The organism is Cryobacterium sp. AP27, assembly GCF_056680495.1.
The window spans coordinates 122,169-135,721 of sequence record NZ_CM155285.1; the positions used below are offsets into that span (position 1 = coordinate 122,169).

11 protein-coding genes are annotated in these 13,553 nt (G+C 65.3%); all 11 read left to right on the plus strand.

The genetic code is table 11. The features are described 5' to 3' along the window. Positions 1–57 precede the first annotated feature (57 nt). Positions 58–2,961 (plus strand): putative bifunctional diguanylate cyclase/phosphodiesterase, encoded by a 2,904-nt coding sequence (locus tag AC1MB9_RS00580; RefSeq protein WP_479963127.1) that lies wholly within the window; start codon positions 58–60, stop codon positions 2,959–2,961. 105 nt (positions 2,962–3,066) lie between these two features. After that, the gene (locus AC1MB9_RS00585) at positions 3,067–4,737 is read left to right on the plus strand and encodes a GspE/PulE family protein (protein ID WP_479963128.1); all 1,671 of its coding nucleotides are present in this window, start codon (positions 3,067–3,069) and stop codon (positions 4,735–4,737) included. A gap of 29 nt (positions 4,738–4,766) precedes the next feature. Next, positions 4,767–6,230: a type IV pilus twitching motility protein PilT gene (locus tag AC1MB9_RS00590; protein WP_479963129.1), complete on the plus strand. Its 1,464-nt coding sequence runs from the start codon at positions 4,767–4,769 to the stop codon at positions 6,228–6,230. Then, positions 6,230–7,459 carry a type II secretion system F family protein gene (locus AC1MB9_RS00595; RefSeq protein ID WP_479963130.1) on the plus strand — a complete coding sequence of 410 codons (1,230 nt, stop codon included), beginning with the start codon at positions 6,230–6,232 and terminating at the stop codon, positions 7,457–7,459. Before AC1MB9_RS00590 ends, AC1MB9_RS00595 begins: the two co-directional genes overlap by 1 nt. A gap of 136 nt (positions 7,460–7,595) precedes the next feature. Continuing rightward, positions 7,596–8,003 (plus strand): prepilin-type N-terminal cleavage/methylation domain-containing protein, encoded by a 408-nt coding sequence (locus AC1MB9_RS00600; protein ID WP_479963131.1) that lies wholly within the window; start codon positions 7,596–7,598, stop codon positions 8,001–8,003. Positions 8,004–8,105: 102 nt separating this feature from the next. Then, positions 8,106–8,726, plus strand: a complete 621-nt coding sequence (locus AC1MB9_RS00605) for a prepilin-type N-terminal cleavage/methylation domain-containing protein (RefSeq protein ID WP_479963132.1) — start codon at positions 8,106–8,108, stop codon at positions 8,724–8,726. Next, a complete protein-coding gene (locus tag AC1MB9_RS00610; protein ID WP_479963133.1) occupies positions 8,719–9,396 on the plus strand; it encodes a PulJ/GspJ family protein in 678 nt (225 codons plus the stop codon). The genes AC1MB9_RS00605 and AC1MB9_RS00610 overlap by 8 nt, the downstream gene beginning before the upstream one ends. Further along, on the plus strand, positions 9,393–10,955 hold the full coding sequence (locus tag AC1MB9_RS00615) for an RICIN domain-containing protein (protein WP_479963134.1): 1,563 nt from the start codon (positions 9,393–9,395) through the stop codon (positions 10,953–10,955). Before AC1MB9_RS00610 ends, AC1MB9_RS00615 begins: the two co-directional genes overlap by 4 nt. Continuing rightward, on the plus strand, positions 10,952–11,806 hold the full coding sequence (locus tag AC1MB9_RS00620; RefSeq protein ID WP_479963135.1) for a prepilin peptidase: 855 nt from the start codon (positions 10,952–10,954) through the stop codon (positions 11,804–11,806). Before AC1MB9_RS00615 ends, AC1MB9_RS00620 begins: the two co-directional genes overlap by 4 nt. A 40-nt stretch (positions 11,807–11,846) precedes the next feature. Beyond that, positions 11,847–12,896 carry a type IV pilus assembly protein PilM gene (gene pilM, locus AC1MB9_RS00625; RefSeq protein ID WP_479963136.1) on the plus strand — a complete coding sequence of 350 codons (1,050 nt, stop codon included), beginning with the start codon at positions 11,847–11,849 and terminating at the stop codon, positions 12,894–12,896. Then, on the plus strand, positions 12,893–13,552 hold the full coding sequence (locus tag AC1MB9_RS00630) for a hypothetical protein (protein ID WP_479963137.1): 660 nt from the start codon (positions 12,893–12,895) through the stop codon (positions 13,550–13,552). Before pilM ends, AC1MB9_RS00630 begins: the two co-directional genes overlap by 4 nt. The last annotated feature ends 1 nt before the right edge of the window (position 13,553 follow it).

The following is a 13,553-nucleotide window of genomic DNA, read 5'->3' on the forward strand; positions in this document are numbered from 1 at the left end:
CCGCGTAAACTCATCGGGACGTCTGCAGTTCTGCAGAGGTGAGCCGGGGGAAGCACCATGCAGGTACCACAGCGGATCGGAACGATATTCGTCGCTGTCGTCGGACTGCTCGTGCTGCTCGGCTGGTACACCCAGACCGCCGCACTCACGAGCGTGGTTCCGGGCCTGGTCCCGATGAAGCCGACAACGGCGATCGCCCTGATCGTGCTGGCACTGTCCCTCACGTTCACCCCGCGGGGGGTCGGCCTGACTCTGGCCCTGGCCACCGTTGCCCTCTCGGTCGTGACTCTCATCGGCTATGGGATGGGATCGACCCTGGGCATCGCCGGCTGGGTGCCGGGGATCGACCTGGGCGGCCAGGAACCACGGATGGCGCCGAGCACGGCGGTGGCCATGGTCCTGGTCGGATCGGGCGCCGTCGCGGGCCGTCTGATGCGCACCGCACTGATGCAAATCCTTGCCTATGCCGCGCTCATGGTCAGCCTCGTTGCCCTGCTCGGGTACGGGTATGGCGTCTCGTCCCTGTACACGGTGGCCGGGTTCACCAGCATCGCTTTGCACACCGCTCTGGGCATCGCCATCCTGTCTGTCGCCGTGCTGCTGCAGCATCCCCGGGTCGGACTCATCGGGCTGCTGCGCGATCACGGCAGCGCGGGCGAGATGACGCGCCGGTTCGTGCCGTTCCTCTTCATCGCCCCGTTTCTTTTGGGCGGCATGCGGCTCTGGGGCCAGCGCCAGGACTGGTACGACGCCGTCTTCGGCGTCGCCATCCTGATCGCGAGTGTGACGGTCTTCGGTCTCGCCCTGACCTGGCTCGCCGCCGTGAAATTGCGCGAACTCGACGGTCAACGCGACCAGGCGATGGGCGCTCTGGCCGTGCTCAATCGCACCCTGGAGTATGCCGTCGACGATCGCACCACCGAGCTCGGCGCGGTAGCCGACAAGCTGCACACCTTCATCAAGATCGCCCCCGTCGGCATCGTTCAGCTGGACTCCGCCGGCGGGCTGCTCACCGCCAACGACCAGTGGCTGGCCCTGAGCGGCCTCACCATCGGTGAGTCGTTGGGAGACGGATGGGCGAAGGCCATGCATCCCGACGATCTCGACCGGGTGTCCGGAGCGTGGGGCGTCGCCGTTGGCGCCGGGATCGGCTACGTCACCACGCTGCGCTTCCTCACCCCCACGGGCAAGGTCAACTGGGTGCAGGTCAGCACCGCGCCGATCCGCGACCAGTTCACCTCTGCCGTGACCGGGCATCTGGGCACCGTGACCGACATCACCGAGCTGCGCTCTGCCGAGGAAGCCGCCGCCGCTGCACGGGCACGTTTCGAGGCGGCCTTTGCCTCTTCGCCGCTCGGCACGGCGATCGTTTCGCTCGACGGCGTGGTGCTGGAAGCCAACAAGCGGCTCTTTGACCTCGCCGGGCGATCAACCGGGCTCGTGGCGGGTCATATTGACGAGATTTTCATGCCTGTCGTCGACCGCCGTGACGCTCAGCCCAGCGCCACGGACGGACCGTCCACGAGGCAGCGCATGGACCGGCGGATGCGAAGCGACGACGGAACCGAGACCTGGGTCAAGGTCAGCATCGCGGAGATCAGCGAGGGCGAGCACACCGGGGGATTCCTGTACCAGTTGGAGGACATCACCGCCCGTCGGCTGGCGGAGGCGCGCGTGGAGCACCTGGCTTTCCATGACCCCCTCACCAACCTGCCCAACCGTCTGTTGCTGCTGGATCGGCTCAATCAGGCGCTGCTCCAGGCTTCGCGGAGCGGCCAGGGCGTCGCCGTGCTGTTCATCGACCTCGACCGGTTCAAGTTCGTCAACGACAGCCTGGGCCACCATGCGGGGGACGCGGTACTCACGGAGGTCGGTATCCGGCTGCGCATGCATGCGCGGTCCACCGACACCGTGTCCCGCATCGGCGGCGACGAATTTGTCGTGATCTGCCCGGGGGTGCACAGCAACCAGGACGTGAACACAATCGCGGACGCGCTGCAGCAGGCCATCGGTCGGCCGATCCCGATCGGTGACCAGGTCGCATCCGTCGACGCCAGCATCGGAATCGCGTTCGGCCTCGGTCACGACGATGCCGAATCCATCCTGCGGCACGCGGACCAGGCCATGTACCAGGCGAAGGACAAGGGCCGGGCGCGCTACGAGGTGTTCGACGACGACCTGCGTGGTCGAATTGAACACAGGCTGGACACCGAGCTGGCCCTGCGCGACGCGGTGCGACTCGGCGAGATCGAGACGTGGTTCCAACCGATCGTGGATCTGCAGCAGCAGACGGTCGTCGCTACGGAGGCACTCGCCCGCTGGCGTCGCCCGAACAAGGGCCTCGTCTTTCCGGGGGAGTTCATCGCGATCGCTGAGGAAGTCGGTCTGATCAAGGGAATCGGCACCACCGTTCTCGGCCAGGCCTGCCGGGCGGCGGCGTCCCTGGACGGGCGCATGGCCGTGAGCGTGAACGTGTCCCCGCGGCAGTTCGTGCAGGACGACTTCGGCTCGGTCGTCAAACGCCTCCTCACGGAGACCGAGCTTCCCGCCGACCAGCTGTGGCTGGAACTCACCGAGAGCGCGGTTCTCGAAGCACTCGACTCCGCGGCCCGCACCTTCCAGGAGCTCCGCGGCCTCGGAGTGAAACTGGCCATCGACGACTTCGGCACCGGCTATTCGTCCTTCACCCACCTCCGGTCATTCACCGTTGACCTGCTCAAGATCGACCTCACCTTCATCCGGGACCTGGAGCGTTCGGACCATGATCGGGCCATTGTTGAGGGAATCCTCCGCCTCGGCGATTCCCTTCATCTCGACGTCGTCGCGGAGGGGATAGAAACACCCGCGCAGCGAGAACTGTTGATCGGGATGGGTTGTCGATACGGGCAGGGTTTCCTTTTCTCCAAGCCCGGTCCCACCCCGCTTCCCGACGTGCACTTCGGTGAACTCGTCGGTTCGTAGACGGCCTACGGCCGCTCTATCCCCTGAATAGGTGCCATTGAGGTGGTGGCGGGTCGGCATCCGATATAGGCTCACAGCTACGTAACGTGATCGGTGGAGGCTGGCATGGCAACCTTGACCGAAATTCTGATTCTGCACGGGCTGCTGCCGATCGAGCACCTCGACAAGCTCCTGGCCGGCGATCCGGCCGACGAGACCGCGGTGCGCGCCCTGGTGGATTCCGGAGTCATCTCCGAAATCCAGTTCGCCAAGGCCCGCGCCGAGCAGGCCGGGCTGCCGTTCGTTGAACTGCTGGAATACCCGGTGGACCGGCTCGCCGTCTCGCTTGTCTCCGCGGCGCTGTCCCGCCGCCATCAGGTGCTGCCGATCGCCATCGAGGCCGGACGCCTGGTCGTCGCCATGGTCGACCCCGGCAACGTTTTTGCCGTCGACGATGTTCGCGAGGCCGCGAAGATGCGGGTCATCCCGGTCGTCTCCGAGCGCGGCGATCTGCTCGCCGCGATCGCCCGCTACCACCGTGCGGACGACGAGCTCAGCAACCTCACCACCACTATGGAGGAGGAGCACGCCCCGGTCGAGGCCAACTCCTTCGGAGTATCCGACTCGCCCGACGACGACGCGCCGATCGTGCGGTTCGTCAACCTGCTCGTCAGCCAGGCCATCCAGGACAAGGCTTCGGACATTCACATCGAACCCGGCGAGCAGAACCTGCGGGTGCGCTACCGAATCGACGGGGTGCTGCACGAGATGCAGCGCGCGCCGAAGAGCATCCAGAACGGTGTGATCTCGCGGCTGAAGATCATGAGCGACATCGACATCGCGGAGCGGCGCAAACCGCAGGACGGCCGCATGTCGGTCAGCCACGGCGGGCGCCAGATCGACCTCCGCGTGGCGACCCTGCCCACGGTGTGGGGCGAAAAGGTCGTCATGCGAATCCTCGACAACTCAAGCACGACCATGAGCCTGCAGGACCTGAACCTGCTCGACTACAACTACGAGGCGTACAAGAAGTCCTACTCGAAGCCCTACGGGATGATCCTGGTCACCGGGCCCACCGGTTCGGGCAAGTCGACCACGCTGTACACGACCCTGCACTCCGTCGCCCGGCCCGAGATCAACGTGATCACGGTCGAGGACCCGGTGGAGTACCGCATGAAGGACATTAACCAGGTGCAGGTGAACCCGAAGGCCGGGCTCACCTTCGCCAGTGCGCTGCGCTCCATCCTGCGCAGCGACCCGGATGTCGTGCTACTGGGGGAGATCCGCGACCACGAGACCGCGCAGATCGCCATCGAGGCCTCACTGACCGGACACCTCGTGCTGTCGACCCTGCACACCAACGACGCCCCGAGCGCGATCACCCGACTGACCGAGATGGGAATCGAACCGTTCCTCGTGGGCTCCGCCCTCGACTGCGTCGTCGCTCAGCGCCTCGCCCGCCGGCTGTGTGATCGCTGCAAGGCGCCCGGTGACTACTCCGCCGACCACCTGGACGGCCTGAAGTTCGGTTTCGACCCTCTCCTGCCTCTGCCGACGTTGTACCAGCCGGTCGGCTGCCAGAACTGCTCGAAGACCGGATACCGTGGCCGCATTGCGGTGCACGAGGTGATGACGGTGTCCGAGAGTATCGAGCGTCTCGCCGTTGACCGCGCGTCCAGCGCCGATATCGGCCGGGCCGCCCGGGCAGAGGGAATGATCACGCTGCGTGAAGACGGATGGGAGAAGGTCCGAATGGGCCTGACCTCGATTGAAGAGATTTTGCGAGTCGTCGCATAGCGTTCGCGCATGCCGAAGGGGATAACTGCATGGACAAGCCGATTTACGAGATTCCAGCGATCCAGCCGGGGGAGAACGTCTCCTGGTGGGACCCGAGACCGGTCGACGAGCCCAGCCGCTCGGCCGAGAACGATGATGACGGTGCGCTCGCGGATGCCGAGAGGCTCGACACCGGCGAGCAGCAGACCCTGCCGTTGGCCGTGCCCGCACTCGGTGGCGGTGGCCCGCACCAGCCCGGCGCACCGCAAATCGTCCCCGGACGGCGAGCGGCCCCGCACACGGTACCGAACGGTTCCCGTTCGCCCGTTCGCCCGTCGGCCCCGCCCCACATCGGCCCGGATGGCCGTCAGGCCGACCCCGACCTGATCGACGCGCTCACCCTGGTGCTCGAGCTTGAAGCGTCCGACCTGCACATCACCGTGGGGGCGCCGCCGACCATCCGGATGGACGGTGCACTCCAGCCGATCGAGGGCCTCGACGTCTGGATGCAGGAGAAGGTCAACGCGGCCCTGTACAGCATCATCTCCATCGGCGACCGGGTGCGGTTCGACGAGGAACGTGAACTCGACTTCGCGTACACCGCGGTCGGTGCCCGGTTCCGGGTGAACTTCTACCACCAGCGCAACTCGATCGGCGCCGCCTTCCGGCTGATCCCGCGGGGGATCAAGCCGCTCAAGGCCCTCGGCGTGCCCGATTCCGTCGGTCGTTTCTCGCTGCTGCCGCGCGGCCTCGTGCTTGTCACGGGCCCCACCGGTTCCGGCAAGTCGACGACCCTCGCGGCGATGGTCGACCTGGCCAACAGCACCCGGTCCGACCACATCGTGACCGTCGAGGATCCGATCGAGTTTCTGCACAAGCACAAGAAGTCTCTGGTCAACCAGCGCGAGGTCGGCCACGACACGCACAGCTTTGCCGCGGCGCTCAAGCATGTGCTGCGCCAGGACCCCGACATCATCCTGATCGGTGAGCTTCGCGACCTCGAGACCATTTCGGTGGCGCTGACCGCCGCCGAGACCGGCCACCTCGTCTTCGCCACCCTGCACACGCAGGATGCCGCGCAGACCATCGACCGCATGATCGACGTGTTCCCGCCGCACCAGCAAGGCCAGATCCGCACCCAGCTGGCCGCTACGCTTCGCGGCGTCGTCTGCCAGACGCTGGTCAAGAAGGCCAACGGCAAGGGGCGCGTGGTCGCGACAGAGATTCTCGTGACGACCCCGGCCATCGCCAACCTGATTCGCGAGGGCAAGACCCACCAGATCTCCTCGATGATGCTGGCCGGCGGGGGCGAGGGCATGCACACCATGGATCAGCACCTCGCCGAGCTGGTCGACGCCGGCCAGATCACGCGTCAATCCGCCATGGACAAGGCCCGCGACACGGAGAGTCTGGCCCAGTTGATCAAGCGCGTCGACACCTCGATGGATGCCGCCTCCCGCAGCATGAGCGGTGGCATCGATTACGGCGACAACTTCTCCACCCCGGAACGCTGATGGCCACCGCACAGGCCTGGGCCTACGTCGGCCGCGACACCAGCGGCAAGCGGGTCAAGGGCAGACTGGACGCCGCGAGCGAAGGAGCGGTCGCATCCCGCCTCGGAACCATGGGAATCGCGCCGGTCTCGATCACGCAGTCCGACGAAGGCACCGGGCTCAACCGGGAGATTTCGATCCCCGGGTTCACCAAGGGCGTCGGGCTCAAAGACCTCGCGATCATGAGCCGGCAAATGGCGACCATGATCGGCTCGGGGCTGTCGCTGCTGCGCACCCTCAACATCCTGGCCGAGCAGACCGAGAGCAAGCCGCTCACCAAGATTTTGAAGCAGGTGCGCGACGACGTGGAAACCGGAGTCTCGGTCTCCGAGTCGTTCGGCAAGCATGTCGACTCTTTCCCGCCGATCATGATCAACATGGTGCGGGCGGGTGAGACCGGCGGCTTTCTCGAGGGGGCGCTGGAATCGATCGCGGCCAACTTCGAGAAGGAGGTCAAGCTGCGCGCCACCATCAAGTCGGCGATGACCTACCCGGTACTGGTCTTGATCATGGCCCTGCTCGCCGTGGTCATCATGCTGATCTTCATCGTGCCCATCTTCGAGGACATGTTCCAGGGCCTCGGCAGCGAGCTTCCGGTTGCGACCCAGATTCTCGTCGACATCTCCCACTCGATGGTCTGGGTGGGCCCGATCGCCGTCGTGCTGATCGTGGCCGTCAGTATTTGGTGGAAGGCGAACAAGAACGACGACGCCGTACGCAGGCGAATCGACCCGATCAAGCTGAAGATCCCGGTGTTCGGCCCGCTGCTAACGAAGATCGCCGTCGCTCGGTTCAGCCGCAACTTCGCGAACATGATCGGCGCGGGCGTTCCCATCTTGCAGGCACTCAAGATCGTCGGGGAGACGAGCGGAAACTGGGTCATCGAGAACGCGCTCGTGCAGGTAGCCGACTCCGTGCGCAAGGGGCAGTCGATCTCCGCCCCGCTCCTCGCCCAGCCCGTGTTTCCGCCGATGGTCACCCAGATGATTGCCGTCGGCGAGGATGCCGGTTCGCTCGACACGATGCTCAATAAAATCGCGGACTTCTACGAGGATGAGGTTCAGGCCGCCACCGAGCAACTCACGGCCGCGATCGAACCGATCATGATCGCCTTCATGGGCGTCGTGATCGGCGGCATGGTCGTGGCACTCTACATGCCCATTTTCGGCATCTCCGGCGCGGTTCAGTAGCACGCTTCGGTAACGCGACGGTGACAACTTGCCGTTCAGCCCTCGTATTGGGGTAAAACCTGAAAATATCCTGTTACTTTTAGAGAATTCCGTTCCGATCAATCGGGGGGCGGCGCAACTATGGATGGGAACACTCGTGCTCAGAAGAAGCCTTATCGAACTTGACCGCCGTCGAAAGAACCCTGACGAGAAGCAGAAGGGCTTCACGCTCATCGAGCTTCTCGTCGTCATCATCATCATCGGCATCCTCGCCGCCATCGCGATCCCGGTGTTCCTGAACCAGCGTGAGAGCGCCTGGAAAGCGTCCGTCGCCTCCGACCTCAAGAGCGCCGCCGTCGTCGTCGAGACCTACGGCACCGACCACAATGGTTCGTACAAGGACTTCGACGGAGACGTCCTGTTCTCGACCGGAAACACCATCACAGTGGATGCAACTGCCGAGACGAGTTACACGATCGTGGGCTCGAACACGAACACCGATGGAAGCCAGACCTACGACAGCGCCGACGGCGGCCTCCAGCCGTGGGCCGATGCTGTTGGCTAACAAGTAACCGACAGCCAGGGCGGCGACGCCCTCACGTGCGGGGCGTCGCTGAGGCGGCGCCCCGCACGACCTCTATCCCGTCGAGACGCGCAAGGAGACGTCGTGAAACTGCCCAGTCAGCGCGCCCAGGCGGCGGGATCCGCGGGCATGACGCTCATCGAGGTGATCGTGGCGATCAGCATCATGGGCATCATTGCGACCGCGGTCGTGGGACTCAGCATCACGAGTCAGACATCGGCGGCGGCACAACAACGGCAGGGACTCGCGGTCACCGTCGCCAACGAGGCAATGGAGCACGTGAGCGCACAGGCTGCGGGCACCAACTCCGTAACCGGGGAAAGCTACCTGTTTCGAGGTAGAACGCAATCCGCCGTCACCGCGCAATGGAGCGCGAATGCCGGCCTGGGCGGCCTCTCCGACACGTACGCCGGGTGGGACACGGCGGCCGTGGCCTCATCGACCCCGATCGTGCCGATCTCCTCCAGCGCCACCCGCAGCGGCACCAAGTACACGACCGACACTCTCATCGGCACCTGCTATCAGGCCACCTCCGGCACCGGCAACTGCAAGCTCGACGCTACGCCCACGGGCACGACACGGCTCATCCGCGTGATCGTCGTCGTGCGCTGGACGGCTGGCTCCGGCTGCGCGGCCGGATGTTCGTACCAGACCACCAGCCTCGTCGACCCGCACTTCGATCTGCAGTGGCAGACCAATGGTTAGGCGCGTTGGCCGGCAGCGCGACAGCCGAACCCCCGGCACGCACGACACCGAACGCGGCATGACTCTCATCGAACTCATGGTCGCCATGAGCATCTTCCTGATCTTCATGGCGATGATTCTCGGCACGACCGTCACCCTGGCCCAGAACGCATCCCGGTCGCAGGCCACCTCCGAGGCGTCGAATTTCACCCTCACGGTGTTCGGTGCCTTCGACCGCCAGGTGCGGTATGCGGATGCCGTCAATTTTCCCGGCGCCGGTGCGGGCGGCTCCCGCTACGTCGAATTCCGCACGCCCGGTGCCAGCTCGGTCAGCGGCGTGACAACGTGCACGCAGTGGCGCTACTCGCCGAGCCTTGGTCGGCTCGAATCGCGCACCTGGAGTGACCTGCCGAGCGCAACCGTCGGCGCCTGGTCCACGAAACAGAATCACGTGATCGATGACGGCGGCGTGGGTTACCCGTTCGAGCTCAAGCCCGCGTCCGTCTCGGGTTCCACCATGCAACAGCTGGTCGTCACCATTCACGCCGGCAGCGCCAGTCTCGACGCGGGGGCGGCGATGAGCACGTCATTCGTGGCTCGCAACAGCTCGATCAGTTCGCCCAGCAACCTGGACCTCGACAACAACAAGGAAAGCGACACACCCGTGTGCCCGGCAGGAAACCGACCGTGAAAACACCCAAGTTCAACGAATGGCGAGATGCACGTTGGAATCGTGACGGGAGCGAAAGCGGGGTGGCGCTCCTCACGGCCATCTTCTTCATGGTGCTCGCCGCCGGGCTGTCGGTCGTGCTTCTGAGCGCGATCCTCAGCCAGGGTGCCCCGGTCCGAAACGCGCAGCAGAACACCCGCACGGTCTATTCGGCGCAGGCCGGCCTGCAAACAGCACTCGGGCTCATCCGTTCGGCGGCGGGCGTTGCGGATGTCACGGGGCAGGTCTACGGCGACCCTGCCAAGCTTCCCTGCACTGTCACAGGAAGGGTCACCGCCTCGGCCGACCCCGGGGCCTTCTACACCGTGACAATCCAATATTTCTCCGAAGACCCGACGAAGGAGAACGACGCCTGGCGGGCATCGAACGACCTGCCGTGCTCGACTTCGGGCGGCGTGGCCAGCGTGCCGAAGTATGCCTACGTGTACTCGGGGGGAAAGGACGCCACGGCGCCGGCAACCCCCGACGACGGCGACCGCGCCCTCTCGGCCGTGTACAAGTTCAAGGTCAGCAATGCCAATGTGTCGGGCGGAATGATCTGGAATTCAAATGGCGACTATTGCCTCGAGGTGAAGAACGCCAAGAACAACCCGAACATCGATTTCGTTCCGAAGAGCGAGTGCACCGGCTCTGATTTTCAGCTGTGGGCCTACTCGAGCGACTATCAGTTGATCCTGGCCAGCACGACCGTCGCGGGTGAGACCCCGCTGTGCGTCACCGGTCCGAAGAAGGCCGGTGACACCAACCGTCAGCAGGCGCGGCTCGAAGACTGCCTCGCACCGACAAACCCCGACCGGTGGAGCCAGCTGTGGAATTGGACCGGAGACTATTCCTGGCGGGGCCAGAACCCGGACATCTCGAGCGGCCCCAGCAACTACTGCCTGTCGCCGGACACAGGCGACGGCTCGGCGGCGAAAGAGTACAAGGAACTCTACGTACGATGGGGCTGCAACGGCACCTTCGCTCCGTCCTCGCTGGTCGGCGCCGGTGCGGCCGGCTACGACACCCACCAACTCGTCAACTACGCCGAATTCGGCCGCTGCGCCGATGTGACGGATGAGCAGATCAACAGCTCGTTCATGATCGTGTACCCATGCAAGCAAGACCCGACGAGTACCGGCAGCTTTCTCAAGTGGAACCACAAGTGGTACTACACCGAACCGCCGGTCGGTCAGTCGAGCCTCGGTCCCCAGGCGATCTACGTCAACTCGCCCAGCGGAAAACGGTGCCTCACCGTGCCCGCGGTTGGAGTGGGAAGCGGAGACCTGGTCTTTCAGGCCTGCAACGGCTCAACGAAGCAGCAGTGGACCCGGGTGAAAAACACCGGCGATTACGCCTCGAGCTACCTCATGATCGATACCTTCGGGAGGTGCATGTTCGCCGATCCGAGCGATCCGTTCAGAACGTTCTATTCAAAGGTGCGCGTGACGGCCTGCGACGGTTCCCTCCGGCAGAAGTGGAACGCCCCCGCCGTCTATGAGGACTCGGAATTCGGCGGCTACCGGGAAATCGCACGGTGACGGCGATCTCGATCGTGACGATCGGCATCCTCGGGCTGCTCGTGGGATCGTTCCTGAACGTGGTCATCTATCGCGTGCCGATCGGGCGCTCGATCGTGTCGCCACCCAGCGCATGTCCCCGGTGTGCGGCAGAGATCAAGCCCTACGACAACGTTCCGGTGTTGTCGTGGCTGGCACTGCGCGGCCGGTGCCGGGCCTGCGGAACCCAAATTTCCGTGCGGTACCCGCTGGTGGAGTTGGGAACAGCTGGTTTCTTTGCGTTAGTCGGGTGGGTCGTGCTGTGGGGTGATGTCTCGGCGGGCCCGGCCGCCGGCCTTGGCCGGCTGACCCGGGACGGGCCGTATCTCGTGACCGGGCTGGTTCTGCTGGCCTTCCTGTATCTGGCCGCGGTCAGTGTGGCCCTGGCCTTGATCGACCTGGACACCCACACCCTGCCGAATGCCATTGTGCTGCCGAGCTTCATCGTCGGCGCGGTGCTGCTCGGAGCGGCCGGTGCCATCGCCGGAGACTACGGGGCGCTGCTGCGGGCCGGCATCGGGGCCGCGGCACTCGGGCTCGCGTACTTCCTGATGGCGGTGGCCTACCCGGGCGGAATGGGCCTCGGCGACGTCAAACTCGCGGGGGTGCTGGGACTCTTTCTCGGCTTTCTGGGCTGGGGGCCCCTGGCGGTGGGCGCGTTCGCGGCGTTCCTGCTCGGCGGTCTCTTCGGCGTGGCCCTGCTGGTCACGAAACGCGCGAACCGCAAGAGCGGTATTCCGTTCGGCCCGTGGATGCTCGCGGGCGCGTGGGTCGGAATCTTCTTCGGCTCCGCGGTGTGGCACGGTTACCTGACACTAGTGGGATTGGCATAGCGATGAAGCAGTTCAGAGGCAGCAGCGAAGGAGCACGCACATGACAACGAGTGTCGTAGGAATAGACATCGGCAACAACTCGGTGCGTGCCGTCGAAGTGGGAGACCCGGGCAAGGCCCGGCCCACCGTGCTGCGCTATTTCGAGGTGCCGCTTCCCGACGGATCGGTCAGCAGCGGGGAGGTGCTTGAACCCAACACCGTTGCCACGGCGCTCCGGCACCTGTGGTCTGCCGGAGGGTTCAAATCCCGCAAGGTCGTTCTCGGGGTGGGAAACCAGCGCGTGCTCGCCCGCGACCTGACGGTGCCGAAGATGTCGCAGGCGCGCATCCGGCAGTCCCTGCCCTTCGAGGTGCAGGACATGCTGCCGGTACCCGTCGCCGATGCGGTGCTCGACTTCTATCCGATCGCCGAGGTCGCCGGGGAACACGGGCCGATGGTGCGGGGTTTGCTGCTGGCCGCGGTTAAGGAAGCGGTGCTCGGCAATGTGCGCGCCACCCAGCTGGCCGGGCTGACGGCCATTGACGTGGACATGATCCCCTTCGCTCTCAGCCGGGTGCTGCTTTCCCGGCCGGGTGTCGCCGGGACCGTTGCGCTCATTGACATCGGCGGGAGCACCACCAGCGTCGTGATCGCCACGGACGGGGTTCCGCAGTTCGTTCGAATAATCGCCACGGGCGGCAACGACATCACCCAGGCGCTGCTCAGTGCCCTCGGCAGCGAGGCGGAAGACCCGGAGCTCCTGAAACGTCGCCTGGGCCTGGCGACGGGACATGTGGCGCCGGAGGACAAGACCGCCGTGGAAGTCATCTACGGGATCGCGCGCGAACAGCTGTCGAGTCTCCGCAATACGATCAACTATTTCGTGAACACCCGCCCGGTTGATCCGGTGAGCAGGATTGTGCTGAGCGGCGGTGGAGCCCAGCTGGCGGGGCTCCCGGGCGCGCTGGCCGACCTGACGCGACTGAGCGTGAGTATCGGGGATCCGTTCTCGTCGGTGGCGCTGGGCCGCAACATCGATGCCGATGAGATCCGTCGGCACAGTGCCGCGCTGACCGTGGCTCTCGGACTCGCATTGGGGCGGGCGGCATGAGCCGGGCGAACGGTGTGCTGGTCATCGGTGGAGAACCTCGCGGCGACCTGATGCCGCCGGAAGTGCACAAGGAACGTGCGGCTTCGCTGCTGCGTCGACGCCTCATCGTCGGTGTGATCGCCGTGCTGGTCATCACGCTCGCCGGGAGTGCCGGAGCAACAGCGTTGGCGCTTCGGGCGCAGGCTCGCCTCGCCGTTGAGCAGTCCCGCACCGCCGGGATCGTGGCTGAACAGGCCCAGTACGTGGAGGTACGCACCGTACAAGGCCAGGTCGATCAGATCGAGGCCGCCCAGCGCGTGGGAGTGTCCACCGAGATCGATTGGAAGAAGTACCTCGAAGAGGTGCAGGCGAAACTTCCCCCGAGCGTGGCCATCCAATCGGTCACGATCAATTCCTCGTCGCCGCTGGCCATCTATGCTCAGCCGACGGCTCCGCTACAGGGGGAGCGGGTGGCCACAGTGACGTTTGAAGCCACCAGCCCGGTTCTGCCGGACGTGCCCACCTGGCTGATCTCGTTGGCCACGCTGCCCGGTTTCGCAGACGCCCTTCCGGGCTCGGTGGATCTGGACACGGCAACCGGCGTGTACACGGTCAACATCACGATGCACATCAACGATGCCGCCTTCGCTGAGCGCTTCGTCGAGGAGGAGAAGTAAT

Excerpts from the sequence above, each read along its gene's own strand:
- AC1MB9_RS00580 (WP_479963127.1), top strand. The coding sequence starts at position 58 with ATGCAGGTACCACAGCGGATCGGAACGATATTCGTCGCTGTCGTCGGA.
- AC1MB9_RS00585 (WP_479963128.1), top strand. The coding sequence starts at position 3,067 with ATGGCAACCTTGACCGAAATTCTGATTCTGCACGGGCTGCTGCCGATC.
- AC1MB9_RS00590 (WP_479963129.1), top strand. The coding sequence starts at position 4,767 with ATGGACAAGCCGATTTACGAGATTCCAGCGATCCAGCCGGGGGAGAAC.
- AC1MB9_RS00595 (WP_479963130.1), top strand. The coding sequence starts at position 6,230 with ATGGCCACCGCACAGGCCTGGGCCTACGTCGGCCGCGACACCAGCGGC.
- AC1MB9_RS00610 (WP_479963133.1), top strand. The coding sequence starts at position 8,719 with ATGGTTAGGCGCGTTGGCCGGCAGCGCGACAGCCGAACCCCCGGCACG.
- pilM (WP_479963136.1), top strand. The coding sequence starts at position 11,847 with ATGACAACGAGTGTCGTAGGAATAGACATCGGCAACAACTCGGTGCGT.
- AC1MB9_RS00630 (WP_479963137.1), top strand. The coding sequence starts at position 12,893 with ATGAGCCGGGCGAACGGTGTGCTGGTCATCGGTGGAGAACCTCGCGGC.